Annotated in this window: 15 protein-coding genes, 1 tRNA gene and 1 pseudogene; 9 read left to right on the forward strand and 8 right to left on the reverse strand. The window is 47.3% G+C overall.

Going from position 1 to position 22,022, the window contains the following annotated elements; all coding sequences use genetic code 11:
- Positions 1-39 precede the first annotated feature (39 nt).
- On the forward strand, positions 40-807 hold the full coding sequence (locus L7H18_02575) for an SIMPL domain-containing protein (GenBank protein UMX48404.1): 768 nt from the start codon (positions 40-42) through the stop codon (positions 805-807).
- A gap of 87 nt (positions 808-894) precedes the next feature.
- Here L7H18_02575 and L7H18_02580 read toward each other — a convergent pair whose 3' ends face one another.
- The 6 genes from L7H18_02580 to L7H18_02605 form a co-directional block, all read right to left on the reverse strand.
- Positions 895-3,096 (reverse strand): hypothetical protein, encoded by a 2,202-nt coding sequence (locus tag L7H18_02580; GenBank protein ID UMX48405.1) that lies wholly within the window; start codon positions 3,094-3,096, stop codon positions 895-897.
- A gap of 296 nt (positions 3,097-3,392) precedes the next feature.
- A complete protein-coding gene (locus L7H18_02585) occupies positions 3,393-5,447 on the reverse strand; it encodes a hypothetical protein (protein ID UMX48406.1) in 2,055 nt (684 codons plus the stop codon).
- Between the two features lie 166 nt (positions 5,448-5,613).
- Entirely contained in the window at positions 5,614-6,063 is a 450-nt protein-coding gene (gene tnpA, locus L7H18_02590) for an IS200/IS605 family transposase (protein UMX48407.1), read from the reverse strand.
- Between the two features lie 315 nt (positions 6,064-6,378).
- Entirely contained in the window at positions 6,379-7,107 is a 729-nt protein-coding gene (locus L7H18_02595) for a sortase (GenBank protein UMX48408.1), read from the reverse strand.
- 15 nt (positions 7,108-7,122) lie between these two features.
- On the reverse strand, positions 7,123-8,106 hold the full coding sequence (locus L7H18_02600; protein UMX48409.1) for a CAP domain-containing protein: 984 nt from the start codon (positions 8,104-8,106) through the stop codon (positions 7,123-7,125).
- Between the two features lie 252 nt (positions 8,107-8,358).
- Positions 8,359-9,057 (reverse strand): hypothetical protein, encoded by a 699-nt coding sequence (locus tag L7H18_02605; GenBank protein ID UMX48410.1) that lies wholly within the window; start codon positions 9,055-9,057, stop codon positions 8,359-8,361.
- A 464-nt stretch (positions 9,058-9,521) separates the two neighbouring features.
- Here L7H18_02605 and L7H18_02610 point away from each other — a divergent pair, with 464 nt between their 5' ends.
- The 5 genes from L7H18_02610 to L7H18_02630 all read left to right on the forward strand — a co-directional run bounded on the left by L7H18_02610 (position 9,522) and on the right by L7H18_02630 (position 14,607).
- Positions 9,522-11,744 carry a hypothetical protein gene (locus tag L7H18_02610; protein UMX48411.1) on the forward strand — a complete coding sequence of 741 codons (2,223 nt, stop codon included), beginning with the start codon at positions 9,522-9,524 and terminating at the stop codon, positions 11,742-11,744.
- 92 nt (positions 11,745-11,836) lie between these two features.
- A tRNA-Val gene (locus L7H18_02615) sits at positions 11,837-11,908 on the forward strand.
- 17 nt (positions 11,909-11,925) lie between these two features.
- The gene (locus tag L7H18_02620; protein ID UMX48412.1) at positions 11,926-12,354 is read left to right on the forward strand and encodes a hypothetical protein; all 429 of its coding nucleotides are present in this window, start codon (positions 11,926-11,928) and stop codon (positions 12,352-12,354) included.
- Positions 12,355-12,412: 58 nt separating this feature from the next.
- The gene (locus L7H18_02625) at positions 12,413-13,543 is read left to right on the forward strand and encodes a hypothetical protein (protein UMX48413.1); all 1,131 of its coding nucleotides are present in this window, start codon (positions 12,413-12,415) and stop codon (positions 13,541-13,543) included.
- 107 nt (positions 13,544-13,650) lie between these two features.
- Positions 13,651-14,607 carry a sodium:calcium antiporter gene (locus L7H18_02630; GenBank protein UMX48414.1) on the forward strand — a complete coding sequence of 319 codons (957 nt, stop codon included), beginning with the start codon at positions 13,651-13,653 and terminating at the stop codon, positions 14,605-14,607.
- A gap of 132 nt (positions 14,608-14,739) precedes the next feature.
- On the opposite strand, the gene uvrB is transcribed toward L7H18_02630, so the two are convergent.
- Positions 14,740-16,692, reverse strand: a complete 1,953-nt coding sequence (gene uvrB / locus L7H18_02635; protein UMX48445.1) for an excinuclease ABC subunit UvrB — start codon at positions 16,690-16,692, stop codon at positions 14,740-14,742.
- 192 nt (positions 16,693-16,884) lie between these two features.
- On the opposite strand from uvrB, the gene L7H18_02640 reads away from it, so the two are divergent.
- On the forward strand, positions 16,885-17,064 hold the full coding sequence (locus L7H18_02640) for a hypothetical protein (protein UMX48415.1): 180 nt from the start codon (positions 16,885-16,887) through the stop codon (positions 17,062-17,064).
- A gap of 9 nt (positions 17,065-17,073) precedes the next feature.
- Here the strand turns inward: L7H18_02640 and L7H18_02645 are convergent, their stop codons facing one another.
- Positions 17,074-18,306: a GIY-YIG nuclease family protein gene (locus L7H18_02645; GenBank protein ID UMX48416.1), complete on the reverse strand. Its 1,233-nt coding sequence runs from the start codon at positions 18,304-18,306 to the stop codon at positions 17,074-17,076.
- Positions 18,307-18,721: 415 nt separating this feature from the next.
- Between L7H18_02645 and L7H18_02650 the strand changes: the two are divergent.
- Together L7H18_02650 and uvrA are read left to right on the forward strand one after the other, a co-directional pair.
- Positions 18,722-19,144, forward strand: a pseudogene (locus tag L7H18_02650) (hypothetical protein).
- 12 nt (positions 19,145-19,156) lie between these two features.
- Complete coding sequence (gene uvrA / locus L7H18_02655) at positions 19,157-21,628, forward strand: excinuclease ABC subunit UvrA (GenBank protein UMX48446.1); 2,472 nt, start codon at positions 19,157-19,159, stop codon at positions 21,626-21,628.
- Positions 21,629-22,022: the final 394 nt, after the last annotated feature.

A 22,022-nucleotide genomic window follows, 5' to 3' on the forward strand; every position in this document is an offset into this window, starting at 1 on the left:
TGAAGCTTTTCAAGAAGAAACGGGTTTAATCAAAAAAATATGGAAATAAAAAATCAACAGATTGTTCCGGCATTGATTTTCGGTTTTAGCGTTATTGCGGCCACCGCTTTGGGCGCGGATTCGTTTTACCGGGCCAAACAGCTTTCAAATGTTTTGTCCGTTACCGGATCGGCGGAAAAATCGGTGGTTTCCGATACCGTCAAATGGCAAAGTTCGATTTCGCGCAGCGTTGACGCCAGCCAATTAAAACAAGGAAGCGCGCAGATTAAAAGCGATATTGAAACCGTGCGGGAATATTTCAAGAGTCTGAATGTCCATGAAGCGGAAATTACCGTCAATCCGGTGACTATAACTCCGTTTTGCGAGAGCCAGAACGGTATTTCTTATGATAAGTTCGGCAACCAGTCTTGCGGAAGCAGTCCCACCGCCGGATACAATTTGCAACAGGTCATCGTGATTGGGTCCGACCGCGTGGATGAAATCACCAAACTTACCCAAGACGCATCGGATTATTTCGTGGGCCGGGGATTGGTGTTCACGACACAGAGCCTAGAATATTATTATTCCAAGCTGGCCGATTTGCGGCTTGATTTGCTTACCCAAGCAACCAAAGACGCCAAGGATCGCGCGCAAAAGATCGCGGAAAGCACCGGCAAAAAAATCGATTCGTTGCAAACCGCCAGCCAAGGAGTGTTTCAGGTGACCGCTAAAAATTCGGTCGAAGTGTCTGATTACGGAACCTATGACACGGCTTCTCTGGAAAAGAAAGTAACGGGAGTCGTCCGCGCTTCGTTCTCGTTGAAATAAACAATAATTATTCCGTCCGCGGAGCCTTAAAAGCAGGGAACGCGGCAAAAACAAAACCCCTCGCGAGAGGGGTTTTGCGCGCAAAGATTATCGCGCCAGACCGTTTTCTTTGACAAAAGCGATCTTTTCGCGCAGAGCTTTGCGGGGGTCGTTTTTGAAGAAACCGGCAATCCGTTTTCTGAACAGCCATCCCAAGCACAGGATTATGCCGGCAAAAGCGATACCCAGTCCGATCATCATATTGCCGTCAAAACCGGTTGAGATCGTGGTGGCGCCTTGAATGCCGCGGCGGTAAACATAGACCGAAGCGTTGGAATTGGCCGAATTATTGCCCGCGTAGACCGTGGCTACATTGTTCAATGTGGTTTGGCCGTAAATGAAATTGCTTTCATCCGCGATTGTGGCCGTGTAGGTGATGATCTTGGTTTGCCCGGCGAAGAATGATCCTAAATTGATGTCATTTAACGAATTGCCGCTTGCGGCATAGCCGTCAACTTGCAGGTCGCGGATATTGGTAATGCCCGCGGGAACCGCGTCGCTCACGCGCACATTTTCGGAATTCCCCGAAACTCCGCCAACAATAATTTTGTAAGAAACAATATCCAGCGGATTGGCGGTTACGGTTCCTTGATAGCCGGTGCCGCGGGAAACATTGCTCACGGTCTTGGTGATACTCACATTGCCGGTTTGCGTCTGTCCGCATTGTTCCGCGCGCACGATTTCCGTGTCCGTGGCGGTGCGGCTTCCTTGTTCCACCCGCACTCGCGCGGTGTAGGAACCGACATTGCGATAATCGCACAAGTTGGTCGCGGTGTAGGAAGTGTTGCTCGTGGTGATGGTTTTGTCCCAACTGCCGTCGTTTTCGCAGTCAAAATAATAGGTGTAGTCGCGGTTGTAGCTGTCACTGCCGTAATTGGAAATCGTGGCGGTCAGATCAACATCGTATAGCGGGGCGCAATCGGATTTGGGCCGCGCGGTCAGAGCGACATTAAAATCCGTTGTCTGATGCTCGACATCGATTCGCACGCTGTCGGAATCCGAACCGCATTCGTTTCTGGCGGTCAAGGTGCAGGTATAGGTGCGGTCGTAATCATAGTCGGAGTCATAGTTGAACGGCGGACGGAATGTCGGGCGCAAAATATTGTAGTCCGACAAACTGCCGCCGGTGCAATGCCAGGAAAGGCTGTCGTAATCGCCATCCACCGAACCGTCCAAGCGCACGGATTCATCGCCGTCCACATCTTTGTCCGAACCGGCGTTGACTTCCAACGGATCGTCGCTGCCGTCCAAAGTCACGCTGTCGAAAGCGCTGGCGTTGCCGTTGTAACAAGTCAAGATGAAAGTCCTCGATCCGGTGAAATCGCCCACGGATTCCGATCCGGAAGTTAGTTTGCTTCCCGACCACGAACCCGAAGCGCTGCAAGAAGTGGCGTTGGTTGATGTCCAAGTCAAAGTCGCGTTCTTGTTGCAGGTTACCGAACCGCTGGAGCGCAAATCAACCGTGGGCGTGTTGTAGCCGCAATCTTGCGGGCAAGACGATTGGGTTTCGCCGCACTCGCAGCTGTCGTCGCCGCAAGAGTAACATTGCGCGTCGCAGGTTTGCCAGCTTTCCCAAACGGTGCATTGGCCGCTCTGGACGCAGGTTCTGCCCAAAGATCCGGAACATTCGTGCCGTCCCAAAGCGCATTCGTTCTGACAGGCGCCGATGCAAGAACCGTTGACGCAAGTCTGATTCCAGCCGCATTGAGTGATAGTGCTCCATTCTTTGCAGGAATCGCTGTCATAGTTGCCGCACTGCTTCCAGCCGTTGCCCGAACATTCCCGCTGGTCGTCGTCCGAACACTCGTCGGTGCAGGAAGAACAAAGAGGATCATTGGTATAAGCAAATACGACCAATACTTCTCCATGACCATTAGAATCATATAATTTAGAAATCACTTCTCCCTTATAAACATCAACTTGGTTCATACATTCTGCGGTATTGATCGACACTTGCTGGGTTTGTCCGGCCGACAAGGTAATCGTTTTTGAATCATACAAAACTTGAGTATCAAGCCAGCCGGTTTGTCCGGGTTGGACAAAAAGCTTGTAAGCGGAAAAGCTTACGCGAGCGGAAGCGGTGCCTTTATTGGTGATTGAGGCGGTTGCCAAACTCCCATGGCCGCCCGCAGACATTATCGTGGCACAGATATCACCATTGCAATTTTCCGCTTTAACATTGCTTGCCATTGTTAAAAACAAAGCAAGCGCAAAAAATAGACCGATAAATACATTTAGTGATTTTTTCATAGTTTTTTGATTATTTTTAACAATTAATGGCATTGTGTTGAAAATTTTTATAAAAGCAACAGGTTGTATATCTTTGATTATTATAACAAGAAATAATCTATTTGTCAAGCGACATCAGTGTAACCCCTCACTCACCGGGGATAATCATACATACTAAAACCCGCATTTTGGGGTCTATCCCCTTTGTAATCAAAGGGGATAGACCCCTTTAAAGACATGAGAATCGGTAAGGCGAAAGCACCAAAGGAACTCCCTCGCGGGAGTTTTGGAAAAATCACTCTTATCCGATTACCGAACTACATTGCCCGGTGGATTGCAGCGATCTTGTCGCGCAAGAGTTGGCGCGGGTCGCGCTTGGGATCGATGATTTGGGTTTTAACCACCCAAGCCACGCATATTAGCGCAACCAGCAATCCGATACCCAGTCCGATCATCATATTGCCGTCAAAACCGGTTGAAATCATGGTGGCCCCCATAACCGCGCGGCGGTTCACTATTACCATGGCGTTGGAATTGGCGGATTTGCCGTCAACTGTGACCGTGGCCACATTATTAAGAGTGGTTTGACCGTAGATAAAGTTGGCTTCGTTGGCCACGGTGGCCGTGTAGGCGATCGTTTTGGTTTGGCCATTGGTGATGGTTCCCAGATTGATACCCGAGACTAAATTGCCGCTTGCGGCATAGCCGTCAACTTGCAGGTCGCGAATGTTGGTAATGCCCGCGGGAACCGCGTCGGTAACCGTGACATTATTGGTCGTGCCGCCAACGCCGGTAACCGTGATGCGGTAGGCGACGATGTTTAACGGATTGGCCGATACCGTGCCTTGATAGCCGCCGCCCAAAGACAGATTGCTCACGGTCTTGGTGATATTCACATTGCCGGTTTGCGTCTGCCCGCATTGTTCCGCGCGCACGATTTCCGTGTCCGTGGCGGTGCGGTTTCCTTGTTCCACCCGCACTCGCGCGGTGTAGGAACCGACATTGCGATAATCGCACAAGTTGGTCGCGGTGTAGGAAGTGTTGCTCGTGGTGATGGTTTTGTCCCAACTGCCGTCGTTTTCGCAGTCAAAATAATAGGTGTAGTCGCGGTTGTAGCTGTCACTGCCGTAATTGGAAATCGTGGCGGTCAGATCAACATCGTATAGCGGGGCGCAATCGGATTTGGGCCGCGCGGTCAGAGCGACATTAAAATCCGTTGTCTGATGCTCGACATCGATTCGCACGCTGTCGGAATCCGAACCGCATTCGTTTCTGGCGGTCAAGGTGCAGGTATAGGTGCGGTCGTAATCATAGTCGGAGTCATAGTTGAACGGCGGACGGAATGTCGGGCGCAAAATATTGTAGTCCGACAAACTGCCGCCGGTGCAATGCCAGGAAAGGCTGTCGTAATCGCCATCCACCGAACCGTCCAAGCGCACGGATTCATCGCCGTCCACATCTTTGTCCGAACCGGCGTTGACTTCCAACGGATCGTCGCTGCCGTCCAAAGTCACGCTGTCGAAAGCGCTGGCGTTGCCGTTGTAACAAGTCAAGATGAAAGTCCTCGATCCGGTGAAATCGCCCACGGATTCCGATCCGGAAGTTAGTTTGCTTCCCGACCACGAACCCGAAGCGCTGCAAGAAGTGGCGTTGGTTGATGTCCAAGTCAAAGTCGCGTTCTTGTTGCAGGTTACCGAACCGCTGGAGCGCAAATCAACCGTGGGCGTGTTGTAGCCGCAATCTTGCGGGCAAGACGATTGGGTTTCGCCGCACTCGCAGCTGTCGTCGCCGCAACGATAGCATTGCGCGTCGCAGGTTTGCCAGCTTTCCCAAACGGTGCATTGGCCACTTTGGACGCAGGTTCTGCCCGAAGATCCGGAACATTCGTGCTGTCCCAAAGCGCATTCGTTCTGGCACATAACACAAAGCGGGCTGTGGGTAAGTTCGCCCAAAGGAACGATTGTAGTATAATAATCGTATAAATTATCGTATAATTTATAAACCACGCCGCCGCGAAAAACATCAACTTGAGTCATACAATCCGCAGTGTCAATTGAAATAATTCGGGTTTCGCCGGGGTTCAATATCACAGTCTCATAATCAAGCAATGTTTGCGTATCAAGCCAGCCGGAAACTTCATATGGTTGCCGATAGACTTTATATGACGCTACGGTTGCTTGGGCGGCGCAACTGGCGATATTTGTTACGGACACAGTTGCCGGTTGTCCGCCCCCGCCAAGGTTAATCAGCTTAGCCGTAATTCCTTGATTGCAATATTCAGCCTTAATAGGCAACGCGGTGAAAGTCGCGGCCAAAAAAATCATAAAAACAAAGGATAAGGATAAGATTAATAATTTATTAATTTTATTCATATTATTTTGATTATTTTTACGCGTTAAAATCATTGTATTGAAATTTTTCATTAAATCAATAGTCTTATTATGTTATGCAAAAAATTATATCAGAAGAATAACAATTTGTCAATATAAACCAATAGGGTGTAAATGACCCTGCGGCAAGACCGCAGGGCGTTCGCAGCTACAATTCAAACAATCGTAACTGGCTCACATCTTTTGGTCTGCCTTGGTTTTGAATGTATCGCTCAATAACTTTCCTATTACCGCGTGCGCTGATCGTAGCGATATAATAGCCGTCTGTCCAGAACTCTCCACCCCAGAGTTCTTTTTTAATTTCGGGAACTTGCCGGAACACCTCGCGCGCGGTAATGCTTTTTATTATTTTGATAACCTGGCCGCCGGAATACTTCGGCAGGAATCTTGCCAGAATATGGGCGTGGTCTTGGTCGAATCCCACATGGCTGATCTCAATGGCGTACCGTTCCATAAATCCTTTCAGGCTCTCGACAATTGCGGCAATCACCTTTTCGTTCAGTAATGCTTTGCGATATTTGACCGTAATCTGGATGTGGTAATAACATTCGGAAACATTGTGGTACCAACGCCAGATATCCCGCTTTTCTTGCTCCATATTGGCTTATTGTAACACGGACGCGCTTTCGCGCGTGATGGTAGGGGGATATCCCCCTACCAAACCACCCCCTTAAGTTGTTCCCTGCGGCAAGACCGACAGGGTGAAAACATTATTTAAATTATAACCCATGCTATAATAAATTAGCATTATGCTTTATTAAGACTGGCGGACACCGGTAATCGTTCGCCGGGAATACTCAAATAAGGGTTCTTCTAAGAAATATCAAGACCAAACCTCGACAAATTCGCCTTGACATCCTGTTTAAACAAAAAACTCTCCGAAATCACTTATCAAAGTTTCGCGAGAGTAAATTTATTTTCCGCTGATTGTCGCTTCCACGGCAATCCGTTTCAAATCCTTGCCGGGCGGCCAACAACTGACCAGCATCAATGAATTGCCCATGACCGTGGGATCGGGTACGCCCGCTTGCGGAGCGACGACGCGCGTTTTTACCACATGGTAATAGCGGGTTTCAAAGTTATAGGTAACCACCACCATATCTCCTTTTTTGAGATCGCCCAGTTTGCTGAAAACCCAGTCGTATTTGATTTTTGGCCAGCCCGTAGGCGCGCTATGTCCAAGAATTACGGTTTGGCCGGCTTGACCGAACGGCACGGATCCCGGATACAATACTACCCCGGAATCAAGCAAGCCGCGGATCACATCGTTATTGTTTGTTTGCGCCGTAATTATCGGCGCGGTGATATTGATCGCGGGAATAGTAATCATATCGCGCCGTTCCGTCACCGGAGTTACCCGCTGTTCCGTTGTTGTCCCGTTGTTTTTTTGTGATGATTCCAAAGGAACGGTTTTGGCTCCGGCACCGGTATTTTCAACGGTTGTTTTTTTAACCGCCATCACATATGGTTTTGGAAAATATTGCGGAAACGCGTCCGAAACAATCTGGCGCCAAACTTCGCCATTGGCAATCCATGAGATATTGCTCCAAAACAGCGTCATCCCAACAAGAACCAGCAACAGTAAAACCGGCAGCCAAAACTGTCCGAAGTTTTTTTTCAATTTCGTTTTATTTTTTCCCATACCGGAACATTCAAATCACTGAATTAATAAATTGTGCGGAATGAGCGCGGCAATCAAACTTTGGTCCAATAACGCGAAAATACCCATTACCGCGATAAAACCAAAAGCTTTCAACAGCAAATCCGTATGATCGATATCGGCTTTCAACGCGAAATTAAGAAGCAACAAAACAATAACGAAAATCAGCAAACCGTAAATAAGGGCTTGTAGTATAGAAAAGTATTTTTCGGCAAAAAACAATACGGCTTTGAATTCCGCGGAATTGCGATCCGGCCGGGTTTCGCTGGCGATTCCCAGAACGCCGGTTTGCTTGGTTTGCGAATTGTTTTGTCCGTCTATTTCGCCCGAATTCGCGGAAGCCGCGGTTGCCGCCGCGTTTGTTTGAGTGTTTTTGCCGGCCAGAACATTGGCTTGCTTGGTTCCAAAAAGTTGAACCACGATCGTGGCGGGATTGCCTTGAAAATTCGCTTTCAAAACCGCGATGCCGATTTCTTTGTATTTGTTGTTGATGATATTGGCCTTATGGGTCGGTGAAGCGGTCCACGCGTCTTGCACTTCGTTTGATTCAAGAAAACCGATGGCCAAATTTTCTCCCGCGTATTTATAATTGTAACCGGCTTGGCCGAACCAGTGCCAAGGGCTGACTCCGGAGGGGCTGAAATGGTTAAAATAACCGTTTTTTTCCATATCGAGAGCTTTCATATAAGCCGCGTTGTTCAGGTCGCTGTTTTCGGTCAGCGCGGCCAGATTGTGTTTGGCCCGTTCGACATTCGCCAGTTCGACAAGGGAGGTTTTGGTAATGTCGGCATAGAACTGGTTATTCGGAAACGAATAAAGAAAAAGCGCGAATCCCGCTTTGAGCGTGACCGCCGCGACAAAGAAAACAAACAGGGTTTTGCCGGTGAATATCCGGGCGCGGTAATTGTTTTCTTCACAGGGTAAAAAAAATTTTCGCGCGCCGGATTTAAAACGCGCAACAATACGCTTTAATAATGCCATAGGCCGTATTTAATTCTTTTTATACTTCGTCAGCTTGCCACGGAGAACAAAAAGAATGAGGAGTTCTTAACAAAGCTCAAGTGATCTTGGAGAAAACATCTTCCGATTGCGGCGGGGTCAATGCCCCGACGCAAGAACCTAATTTATTGCGTTTAATTATTATACATCCATATGCCGCTTAAGCAAAACAAAACGCGGTCTGCCACCGCGTTTTGCCAAGATGATCTCGCACAGGCTGCGAAATCGCGATACCTAAAATGTAAAAAGATTCTTGAAAAAATCACCTATCGATTGCCAGAAGCCTTTCTTCGCGGGTTCCTGGGCCTTGTTGGCTGCCGGAGCCGTTGAAACGCTCTGGCCATTTGAATCTTCCAAAGAAGATTGTCCCTCGTAATTTGTTTGTACGCTCCCTAAATTCGCGGTTGCGGTTTGGTCGGCGGCTTGTTTCGCGGCAAGTTCCTGGTTGAGTTCATTGATCTGCTGCTTTATTTTGGCGATTTGCGCCTCGACCGTTCCGTTGCCGATATTGCTTGCTTTCGATTGCGTTTCCACCCGGATATCTGTTCCCGCATACTTTTGTTGATTCGTTATCTGATAATCCAAATCCGCGGTTTTTTGCCGGATATCGCGCAAAATCACGAATACCTGAACTTCAATTCTCAAACGCGCCGTCTCCGCGGCGATAATATCTGTCTGAGATTTGATGTAATCCAGCTGGCTTTGCGTTAGCGTATGCGATACTGGCACAGGCGCCGTCGCTAATGGCTGGATTCGCGCGCTCTGCAATTGAATCGCGAGGTCATTTACTTTCTGCTGTATTTGCCGAATCAGCACGGAAGCGTCATTGATCGATACGGATGACGGATTTCCCGCCGCTGACACATTTCCTCCCAAGAGCAAGCCCATGGCCGCGATCAGCAACAATGAGAATGTTTTAGCTTTTGTTTGCATATTATCTTTAAGAATTGGTATTGCGCTTGGCACACATTATTTTTTGTCGACCGGCCGCGATCAATCGCGGTTAATCAATAATAGCAGATTATGTCCGATATATGCAACAGTAACCGTTTTTACACCGATATCAAAAGATTTTTGAGATAGTTCCAATACGGCATTAAAAACCAGAAAAAAATATTACAACATCAAGACCTTTATGAAAAAAGCTGTTCTAGTACCCGGTTAGGGAGGAAAAATTAACCGGGCACCAGAACAGCTCTCCAAGAATTTGGTCTTAACTATACATTTGTCCTAGGACACAATATCAATAATAAGTTTTATTCCATTTCCATAGCTTTGTCAATGGTATTGACAAATTATTATTCTTCTGATATAATTTGGAATAATATAATTAAGACTATTGATTTAATGAAAAATTTCAATACAATGATTTTAACGCGTAAAAATAATCAAAAAATATGAATAAATTGTATCTTGCCTGTTTGGGTGTTTGCGTTTCTTTGGCGTTCTTTGCGGTGATGCCGCAAACAATATCCGCGGAAAATTGCAAGAACAATGTTTGCGCCACACTGATCACCACGGGCGGCAACGGTCAGCCGGCTTCGGCCAAGATCGAAAATAAAGGCTCGGTCACGACAGAAGTCGCTTTTTATACCTACAAAGTCTTTGTCCAGCCGTTCAATGAAGGATGGGGAGACCAAGAATTGTACCAATACAAGATAGTTACTTTGGCGCCCGGAGAGAAGAAAACCGTTTCCATCAACAACCCTGATTGTATGGCCCAATTCGATGTTCATGTCGGTTATCCGGAACAAAGCGAGCAAACCATTCTCATCGGTGATTTTAATAACAATACCAATCTATGTATCAGAATTCCCGTGACTGTTTCGGGAAGAGTGACCAAATGCGGCCAAGGAGTTTCGGGCGCGGCTATAGAAACTTGCACCGGAAGCACAGTTTATACTGATTCCAACGGTTATTGGTCAATTTCAACATTTAAAGGCAAAGGGTATTGCGCGCGCGTTTCGCTTGCAGGTGTGAAAGGAATCAACAATAATTCCTGCAATCCAAATAATGTCAGTTATGAATGGCAAATTGCCGGTGAAAACAGATTTATCGGATGTAATGCCTCCGAATGGAATAAGTACGACAGAAGTTCGGACAGCAATGTTGATTTTGTGGTAGATTACTCTTGCGGCGACGACAGCTGCGAGTGCGGCGAAACCCAATCGTCTTGCCCGCAAGATTGCGGCTACAACACGCCCACGGTTGATTTGCGCTCCAGCGGTTCGGTAACCTGCAACAAGAACGCGACTTTGACTTGGACATCAACCAACGCCACTTCTTGCAGCGCTTCGGGTTCGTGGTCGGGAAGCAAACTAACTTCCGGATCGGAATCCGTGGGCGATTTCACCGGATCGAGGACTTTCATCTTGACTTGTTACAACGGCAACGCCAGCGCTTTCGACAGCGTGACTTTGGACGGCAGCGACGATCCGTTGGAAGTCAACGCCGGTTCGGACAAAGATGTGGACGGCGATGAATCCGTGCGCTTGGACGGTTCGGTGGATGGCGATTACGACAGCCTTTCCTGGCATTGCACCGGCGGCAGTTTGTCGGACTACAATATTTTGCGCCCGACATTCCGTCCGCCGTTCAACTATGACTCCGACTATGATTACGACCGCACCTATACCTGCACCTTGACCGCCAGAAACGAATGCGGTTCGGATTCCGACAGCGTGCGAATCGATGTCGAGCATCAGACAACGGATTTTAATGTCGCTCTGACCGCGCGGCCCAAATCCGATTGCGCCCCGCTATACGATGTTGATCTGACCGCCACGATTTCCAATTACGGCAGTGACAGCTACAACCGCGACTACACCTATTATTTTGACTGCGAAAACGACGGCAGTTGGGACAAAACCATCACCACGAGCAACACTTCCTACACCGCGACCAACTTGTGCGATTATCGCAATGTCGGTTCCTACACCGCGCGAGTGCGGGTGGAACAAGGAAGCCGCACCGCCACGGACACGGAAATCGTGCGCGCGGAACAATGCGGACAGACGCAAACCGGCAATGTGAGTATCACCAAGACCGTGAGCAATGTTTCCCGCGGCACCGGCTATCAAGGAACCGTAACCGCCAATCCGCTGGATATTGTTTCTTACAAAATTATTGTTGGCGGAGTTTCGGGGAATTCCGAAAATGTGCGCGTGAGCGACGCGGTTCCCGCGGGCATTACCAATATCCGCGACCTGCAAGTTGACGGCTATGCCGCAAGCGGCAATTCGTTAAATGACATCAATTTAGGATCATTCTTCGCCGGGCAAACCAAGATCATCACCTACACGGCCACAATCGCGGATGAAAGCAATTTCATTTACGGCCAAACCACATTGAACAATGTAGCCACGGTCTACGCGGGCAATAATTCGGCCAATTCCAACGCTTCGGTCTATGTTTACCGCCGCGGCATTCAAGGCGCCACCACGATCTCAACCGGTTTTGACGGCAATATGATGATCGGACTGGGTATCGCTTTTGCCGGCATAATCCTGTGCTTGGGATGGCTGTTCAGAAAACGGATTGCCGGTTTCTTCAAAAACGACCCCCGCAAAGCTCTGCGCGAAAAGATCGCTTTTGTCAAAGAAAACGGTCTGGCGCGATAATCTTTGCGCGCAAAACCCCTCTCGCGAGGGGTTTTGTTTTTGCCGCGGTTGAAATTTTATTCCAAAACTGCTAACTTATACTTGTAAATATCGGACGATTAGCTCAGCGGTAGAGCGTTCCGTTCACATCGGAGAGGCCACAGGTTCGAGCCCTGTATCGTCCACAAACTTTAAATTATATATGAACAATCCCGATAAAACCACAAAACTGCTTTTTGCCTGCCTTGATTGGCGTTTGCACCCGGCGATTGAAAATTATTTCGCGCGGGAAAATGTCGCCTGCGATATGTGCATCACCGCCGGTTCCATAAAAGACTTGATCAACCCCGAAACGCGAAATTTTTTTATCAAGCAAATTGAAACTTCAAAAAATTTGCATCATTGCCAAGAAGCGATTTTAACCATGCATATGGATTGCGGCGCCTATGGCGGATCGGCGGCGTTCTCCGGGCGCGAAGAAGAAATCGCTTGCTATACGGAAGAATTGCGCCGCGCCAAAGAGATTATTGCCGGGTGTTTTCCCGGATTGGCGGTCAAAACATGGTTAGTCGGGCTTGATGAAAAAAATGGCGAATGGGAAATATCGCCCGAAGAAATAAATCTTGATTAAAAGGGTCGGACCCTTTTTGAAATTATATTGTTTGGATTACGCCAAGTTTGATTTTAATATGCCGAAACTTGAGAACATTAAAACATTTCTTTACTCTTGGGGAGTGCTCACCAACACGATCATCGGTATCGGGATTTTTGCGTTGCCCTACGCGGCGCTGAAAGTCGGCCTGCCGCTGGCCTTGTTTTATTTGGCGGTTTTGGGATTCGTGGTGTCAATAATCCATCGAATGTTTGGCGAACTGGCGCTAAAAACTCCCGACTACAAGCGATTGGTGGGCTTTGCCGGAATTCATTTGGGTAAATGGGCGCAAATCGTGGCGGTGGGTATTACCATTTTCGGGTTTTTCGGCTCTCTTTTGGCATATATCATTATCGGCGGCCAATTTCTTTATGAATTTTGTTCGCCGTTCGCGGGAGGATCGGAAATTTTCTATGCCGTTGCCTATTTTGCCGCGGGCGCGTTTTTTGTTTATTTGGGAATAGATTTCATTTCCCGGTTTGAATTTTGGGGTATGGCGATTTTTTTCGCGATTTTGGCGATTTTGGGATTTGGCGGCGCGCCGCTGATCACAATGGAAAACTTGTTCGCGCGAACCGGCACGATACACGACATCTTTTTTCCGTACGGGCCGATTTTATTTTCGTTTTGGGCGTCCTCGTCGATTCCGGAAATCGAGGAAATGCTGGGACGCCGCGGCAATAAAAAAATGCTGGGGAAAGTGATTGCCGCCTCGGGAATCACCGCGTTTTTAACTTACGCGCTGTTTATTCTGTTGGTTGTCGGGATCAGCGGACCGCATACCGCCGAATCCGCGCTGGCGGGATTGCGCCAAGCGTTGGGAAACAATGTCGCGTCAATGCTGTTCTTTTTCGGGTTTATCACCACCTTCACTTCGTTTGTAATCACCGGTTTGTCATTGAAGAAGATTTTCGCCTATGACTTGAAAATAAACAAAACTTTGTCGTGGGCGATCGTTTCAATCGTTCCGATGTGGCTGTTTTTAAGCGGTTTGCGCGACTTTATGATGATTTTTTCCTTAATTGGCGGGGTGTTTTTGGCGATTGACGGAATTTTAATAATTTTAATGTATCAAAAAATCCGGCCTGACAGAAAAGCGCTTGCGTGGCCTTTGCTTTTAATTCTCATCGGCGGTATAATTTATGAATTATCGTATTATATAAAATGAAAGCGTTGAGTAATCGATAAATTGTCAAATTTTTAAAAAATTTAAGCTTGACAGCTTCTTAAAACAATAAAAACGGCAATTATTCAACGCTTTAAAAACAGAGATAAATGTTTTTTTATTTTTTGATCTTTTTGCTTTGTTGCGGCGCGCTCTATTTCGCCGGCAATTGGGTGGTGTCGGGAATGGCCCGGTTGGCCAAACTTTTCGGATTGAAAGAGTTCGTGGTGGCGTTTTTTATTATGGCGCTGGCCGCGACTCTGCCCAATTTGTTTTTGGCGATTATGTCGGTGATCAATGGCGTCCCCGAGCTTTCTCTGGGCGATATTTTGGGCGGCAATGTCGTGGATATGACTCTGGCAATCGCCTTGGCCGCGTTTTTTTCAAAAAACGGAATTGATACCAAGGGCGGCACCATTCAAACCAGTTTGATATTCACATTCGCGGCCGCGATTTTGCCGCTGGCGCTTTTGTTGGACAATAACTTGTCGCGCGTTGACGGAGTGTTGCTTTTGGCGCTGTTTTTCGCCTATGTTTATTGGTTGCTTTCAAAAAAAGAACGGTTTAAAGAAATTTATAGCGGCCATCAGGTTTCCGCCGGCAAGAAATTAAAAGATTTCCGGCGCGATATCGCCAAAGTCGGCGCCGGAATCGTTGGATTGATAATCATCGCCCAAACTCTTATTTTTTCGGCTCAATCATTTTCCGATCAAATGGGAATTTCTTTGCCGGTGATCGGCATCCTGATCATCGGCTTGGGAAATTGTTTCCCGGAAATTTATTTTGGCATTGCCGCCGCCAAAAACGGGAAAACAAAAATGATTATGGGCGATTTGATGGGCGCGATCGTCATTTCCGGCACTTTTGTTTTGGGGTTGGTGGCAATGTTTTCGCCGATAGAGATCGGACATCTGGCAAAGTTTGCCGCGGCGCGCTATTTTTTATTCTCTTCGGCTTTGTTTTTCTACATTTGCGCCCGGTCCGGGCAGAAAATCACCAAAAAGGAGGCGGTAATGCTTTTGGCGGTTTATATCGCGTTCTTGATCACCGAGATATTCGCCAAATAATTCATAATTATCTTGAATTGCGAAACGCTTTTGTATTTGAATTTAATGGTTCCGCAATTCAAAGGATTTAGGAAAAATCCGGCGTTGCCGGATTTTTGTATTTGTATTTATTCTTAAATCATAAATCCCGAATCATAAACCATTTTTTGTTTTTAACTTAATCTCTTGAATTTGTGAATGGATTCGTGCGGCTTTTTCAAATTGCAAATTGCGGCGCGCCAGATCCAATTTGGCGGTTAATTCTTTTTGATATTCTTTGATAAATTCGTCCGCCGGCAAAACTTCCTCTTTTTTGTCGCGCGCCGACAGGGTTTCTTTGATTTCTTTATAAATTATTTGGGGATTTATTCCTTGTCTTTTGTTGTAATTATCCTGGATTTTCCGGCGGCGGTCGGTTTCTTCCATCGCGCGGCGCATTGAACCGGTGATGTTGTCCGCGTACATAACCACCAAACCGTCCGGATGGCGGCTGGCCCGTCCCATAATTTGGACCAATGAAGTTTCGTCGCGCAAAAATCCTTCTTTATCGGCGTCGAAAATTATAATCAGCGACACTTCCGGCAAGTCCAGCCCTTCGCGCAAAAGATTGATACCGACCAAAACATCGAATTTCCCTTTGCGCAAATCCGCCAAAATTTTCGGACGGGCAAGAGTTTTGATTTCCGAATGAAGGTATTCGGCTTTGATGCGGCGTTGCTTCAAGTGATCGGCCAGCGCTTCGGACAGCCGCTTGGTGATTGTGAGGCAAAGCGTCCGTTGGCCGAGTTTTTTGCGCGCTTCAATTTCTTTGATTGCATTGTCGATTTGATTTTCGGTCGCGCGAACTTCAATTCGCGGATCAAGCAAATAAGTCGGCCGCACGATCTGTTCGGCGATTTGCTTTGAGGTTTTCTTTTCATAATCGCCGGGCGTGGCCGAAACAAAAACCGTTTGGTTGATTTTTCGCAAAAATTCATCATATTTCAACGGCCGGTTGTCAATTGCCGACGGCAGGCGGAAGCCATAGTTGATCAGCGGCTGTTTGCGGGCGAAATCGCCGGCTTGCATCCCGTGAATTTGCGGCACGGTAATGTGCGATTCGTCGATCATCAGCAAATAATCATCGGGAAAATAATCCAGCAAAGTATAAGGCGCTGAATCCGGTTGCCGAAAATCAAGATGGCGCGAATAATTTTCAATGCCATGGCACCAGCCGGTTTCGCGAATCAGTGAAATATCATATTCGGTGCGGCGGCGAATGCGTTCGGCTTCAACCAATTTATCCTGTTTTTTAAAATAAGCGATTTGCGCTTCCATTTCTTTTTTAATGTTTTTAATCGCCTCGTCGACTTTATCGCCCCCGGCCATCCAGAATTTTGCCGGCCACAAATCCGCTTCCGCCGCGGGAATGAAATTCCCAAACGGCGCTTCGCATTCGGCCAAACCAATAATTTTGCCATTAACAATTTCTATCCGGTTGATGGTTTTCGCTCCCGCCAGCCAAACATCGACAAAATTCATCCGCTTGCGGAATCGTCCGCAAGCCAGCTCATAATCATTGCGTTCATATTGCAAATCCAGCAAGCGTCCAAACAATTGCTCAAACGACATCGCGTCGCCCACTTTCAAAATTAACCTTTCCTTTAAATAAGTTTCGGGCTTTCCCAAATTGTAGATGCAGGAAACCGATGCCACGATAATCGTATCGCGGCGCGAAAGCACGCCCTGTACCGCCTCATGGCGCAAACGGTCGATTTCCTGATTAACCATTGAATCCTTTTCAATATAAGTGTCAGTCGCGGGAATATACGCCTCGGGCTGGTAATAATCATAATAAGAAACAAAATAGCTCACCTGATTATTCGGAAAAAACCCCTTAAATTCCTCATACAACTGCGCCGCCAGAGTTTTATTGGGCGAAATCACCAAAGTCGGCCGACCGGTCTTCTCAATTACCTTGGCCATCGTATAGGTCTTGCCCGATCCGGTCACGCCCAACAGCGTCTGAAACTCAAAACCCGCCTTTATTCCTTGGCTTAATTTTTCAATCGCCTGCGGCTGATCTCCCCGCGGCTTAAATTTGGATTCAATTTTCAGTTTCCGCATTGTATTTCGTGGCATTTGCATTTTGAGGTCGTTCCTCGGCGTAATCGCAGAGGTGCGACCTCGATAAACTTGTATTTTAAAAATTTTAGTAAGCGGTTATTTTATCTCTTGACATTTTCTTTTTTTTGCTACGCTTTGCCCAGCTTTTTGGAGGAATTATAAATGGAAGTTTGTATTGAGACATTGTGCAATATGGTCGTTATTGAGTTTGGACAACCAAAGATAATAACGATTATGACCCCGGACGGCGAAGAAACAATTACTGCAAGTGCTATAAATATAACCTTGCCGATTGGAGAAAAATGGGAAGTGAAAAATTTCTCTGTCAGCAAGGCCGGAATAAATACAACTATTACGAATAAGATAAGATAGGCGATAAGCTTATCTAATTTTTTTAATACATCTCAATCTATTATACCCGATGGCGAAGCGGTGGGCTTCGTCGCGAATTTGTAAAAAAAGATTTGACAAATTGGGCGGCAGTTTTGACAATTGGCTGTAATTTTTTGAAAACGGCGAAAATAATTTGCCGTCTTTATCGCCGATTTTTGCCAGCGCCAACACTGGAATATTTTTTATGTCGCGCGCGGATTTCAATTGGCCCTTGCCGCCGTCAAGCAAGATCAAATCGGGGAGCGGCCATTCTTGGTGCTTCATCCTCCGTTTTAAAATTTCCGCCAAGGACGCCACATCGTTTTGGCCCTTTACGGTCTTTATCTTGAATTTGCGGTATTCGTTTTTATCCGGTTTTCCGTTTTGAAAAACTACCATCGATCCGACCGCCAGAGTGCCGGAGAGGTTCGAGATATCATAACCTTCGATTCGTATGTGTTTTTCGGATGGGCCGTTGCCAAATGCGTCCGACCCATCCAAGCTCGCGTGGGTCGGACCCACGCAATTTCCCGACTTGCCTTGGTAGATTTGCGCTAAAATCTTGAAAGCGGCGATCATTTGAGAATACGCCATTTTTTGTTTTTTGTGAAGGCAGGGCGCGGCGCACAGGCCCAGCGAAGCATAAAAGCAAGGTTTTTCCGGCAGGGCGCGGCACGACCGATAGGGCAGTATTTTGCGAATTTCTTTTAAAAACGATTTCACCTCGCGCCCGGATACATACGGCCCAAAACAATTTTGAAAGGGTCCGACCCTTTCAATCTTGACCCTTTTAATCTTGAAAGGGTCGGACCCTTTCAAAGCAGGTTGATGGGTGAGATTTGCGTGGGTCGGACCCACGCAAAATCTGCGAGAATCGGGAATCTGCAAGTTTTTTTCTTCAAAGGGCCGGTGGGTAAGATAGACGCGGGGAAATGGGTCGGCGGACAGCGCGATGTAAAAATAACTTTTGTCGTCTTTCCATTCCACATTCCAGCGAGGTTGGAGCTGTTTGATGAATTTTTGCTCCAAAATCAGCGCCGCGTTTTCGGTGTCAGCCAAAATAAAATCAATATCGGCGATTTGCGAAATGAAATCAAATGCGTGTTGATCCGGCTTTTGGAAATGGTTTTTTACCCGTTTTTTCAAATTTTTTGCCTTGCCAACATAAATCACTCTTTCATTCGCGTCCTTGAAAAAATACACCCCGGCGGTTTGCGGCAAATTTTCAATTTTGTTTTTCAAATCAATATTCATCAAATGATCATATCAAAAAATGGGTACTTGACAAGAATCTTGACTTAACGGCTCTATTTTTTTAATAAATTTTTAGCGTATTGATTGATTTGAAATAATGGCATAACAATGCTATATAAAAATCGTTAGGGATTTAATCTCTAGCCGAACAAAAATATTTGTTCGCAATATTTGAAAATACTGACGCCCCACGCGGTACCCGCCAGTGGGGCCTAGGTAAGACGGCATTCGCCGCCATGGGAGAGGCAGTCTATCAGAGGCCTCTCCCGATTTGATAAATTTAACCGTGGCCGCAAGGCCGCTTTTTGTTTGAATGCCCACTGCATCTTTTCAAATCTTGACATTTGGGGTACAATGAATACTTCTTATATTATTGCGCGCAAATCAAACAGATTTTGATTTTATGGAAAATGATTTTATTGAACTTTCGGGCGTTAAGGTTCACAATTTGAAGAATATCTCGGTCAAAATACCTAAGAACAAACTGGTGGTGATTTGCGGTATTTCCGGGTCGGGGAAGTCGTCGCTGGCGTTTGACACGATCTTTAACGAGGGTCAGCGGCGGTATTTGGAAAGCTTGTCGTCGTACGCGCGGCAGTTTTTGGGCGGATTGAAAAAACCGGATGTGGAAAAAATCAGCGGGTTGTCGCCCACGATCGCGGTGAACCAAAAAACCATCTCTTCCAACCCGCGCTCCACCGTGGGCACGCTCACCGAGATTTACGATTACTTGCGCTTGCTTTATTCGCACATCGGCATCGCGCATTGTCCAAAGTGCGGCAAACCGGTAACCACGCAAACTCCGAATCATATGGCCGAACGCGTATTCGCCATGGCGATGGAGTTTGAGACCACTTTGATCGCTCCCGTGATTGCGGCCAAAAAAGGCGGCCACCTTGGCGTTTTGGAAGAAATTTATCGCAGCGGCTGGCCGCAAATCATTATCGACGGCATCACTTATTCATCCGAAGAAGGCAAGGACAAACTGCTTGATAAAAACAAAGCGCATAATATCGGCGTGCCGATCGACAAATTCGATCTGAAAAAATTCGGCTCGGCGGCGCTAAAAACTTCGGTAAAACAAGGTAAAAATATCTCCAAAACAGAGCAGGAAGCTCTGGCGACCAAAAAAAAGAAGTTGGAAGGCGTGATCAAGGAAGAAAAGGAACGCATTTTGGCATCCGTGAAAAAAGCCTTGGAAATGGGCAAAGGAAGAATCGATGTTTCCCGAAAAATCGGCAAGATCGAGAAAAAGGAATCTTTTTCGAGTTTTTTCTCCTGTCCGGACTGCCAGGTATCCTTGCCCGATATTGAACCCAAGATATTTTCATTTAACAGTCCTTACGGCGCTTGCAAAACATGCCAAGGGTTGGGCAAGCTGGCCAAGGTAAACCGGGAATTGGTTTTGAATCCGCGCCTGTCTTTGAACGAGGGCGCGATTTTGCCGTGGTTTTCGCTCGGCCGCTGGACTTTGCGGACATTGGGCGTGCCTTATCAAAAATGGTCGCTGGAAAAACTGGCGGAGAAGGAAGGTTTTTCGCTGAATGTTCCGTTCAAAGAATTGCCGGAAGACATCCAGCAGTTGGTTTTGTTCGGAGACAAGAAACATAGCGGCTACGAAGCGATTATTCCGCGGATGGAACGCGCGTATCGCGAAACTACTTCGGAATATCTGCGCGCGGAAATTTCAAAATATATGTCCGAAATCGCTTGCCCCGATTGCGATGGCGCGAGATTATCGCCCGAAGCTTTGGCGGTAAAAGTGGGAGGGAAAAGCATTTATGAAGCTTCGTCGATGCCGGTGCGCGATGAAATCGCTTTTTTTAAAAAATTGCAGGGCGAATTGCCCGCCAAACAGAAAGAAGTGGCCGAATCGATTTTGCGGGAAATTTGCAAACGGCTGGGTTTTTTGGTTGAAGTGGGCGTGGATTACATCGATCTGGCCCGCGAAGCCACAACGCTGTCCGTGGGCGAAAACCAGCGCATTCGTTTGGCCTGCCAGCTGGGTTCGGCGCTTTCGGGCGTGATCTATGTATTGGATGAACCCACCGTGGGCCTGCACCAGCGCGATGTCGATCGTTTAATCGGCGCGTTGCAAAAGCTCAAGGAATTAAAAAATACCGTGATCGTGGTCGAACACGACGAGCAAGTGATGAAAGCCGCGGATTGGGTTGTCGAGATCGGTCCGGCGGCGGGAATTCACGGCGGCAAAGTTGTTTTTGAAGGTACGCCGCCGCAACTGTTAAAAGCCGATAGCCTTACCGGAAAATATTTGTCCGAGCGGCTGACAATCAACACCGGATTCAAGAAAAAAGAGATCACCGATCGGACGCTTTGGATGGAACTTAGCGGCGCGAATCAATTCACATTAAAAAACATTGACCTGAAAATTCCGTTGGGCAAGTTGGTGACGATTTGCGGCGTGTCCGGCTCGGGCAAGAGCACGCTGATCATTGATACGCTTTCAAGCATCCTGATGCGCGACATTATGCGCGCGCGCACGGTTCCGGGCAAATACGGCGAATTGAAAGGTGCGGAGCGCTTAAATAAAGCGGTTCTGGTGGACCAAAGCCCGATCGGCAAAACTCCGCGTTCAAATCCGGCCACCTATACCGGCGTCTTTAATCATATTCGCGAACTTTACACCCGCACGCGCGATTCGCAAATGCGGGGTTTCACCGCCGGCCACTTTTCTTTCAACACCCAAAAAGGTCGCTGTCCGGCTTGCCAAGGCGAAGGCTGGCAAAAAGTGGAAATGTATTTTTTGCCCGATGTCTATGTGGAATGCGAGCTTTGTAAAGGACAAAGATTTACCTCCGAAGTGCTGGGGGCAAAATATCACGACAAAAACATTGCCGATGTTTTGAATATGAGCATTGACGAGGCTAAAACATTTTTTACCGACATCCCGGTCATCAGCGATAAAATGCAACTGCTTTCCGATATCGGCTTAGGCTATCTAAAATTAGGTCAATCCGCCCCCAGCTTGTCGGGCGGAGAAGCCCAGCGCATCAAACTTGCCAGCGAGCTGGCCAAACGCGATACCGGCAACACGGTTTATATCCTTGACGAGCCCACGGTCGGCCTTCACTTTGACGATGCCAAAAAACTTTTGATCATCCTGCGCCGCCTGGTGGAGAAAGGCAACAGCGTCATCATTATCGAGCACAACCTCCAAATCGTGAAAGAAAGCGATTGGTGCGTTGAACTCGGCCCGGACGGCGGGGACAAGGGCGGCAAGATCATCTTCACCGGCACTCCGGAACAACTGGCGAAAAGCAACACCTGGACCGCGAAGTTTTTGAAATAAAAAATTTGTTTGCATTTTAATTGCATTTTGTAGGGGCAGGTCTTGCTTTGCCTCGCCGTAGCTTTGGCGAAGGCGGGTGCCTGCCCGTATTAAATTTTACGAAACCAAAAAGGCGGACATAAAGCCCGACCCTACGAATTAAATGTAAACAAAAAAATAATATCCAGATGTCGGACTTCTAATTATTATTTGAATATTTTTGCAAAAAAACAATCCTATACAATTCTTGCTATCGCAAAATTTATATAGGAATGAAATTTACACAAGCCGTGCACATTACCCCTTTGGTAACGAGTTTTCGCCGCTGCACTTCGCGGCGCGTTAAGTCTCCAGGAATTCACGCAAGTATTGCAAGAATACAAAAGTGAGTGGATGCATGCAAAATTTGCTTAAA

The organism is Candidatus Nealsonbacteria bacterium DGGOD1a, from assembly GCA_022530585.1.
Classification (GTDB): domain Bacteria; phylum Patescibacteriota; class Minisyncoccia; order Minisyncoccales; family UBA5738; genus UBA5738.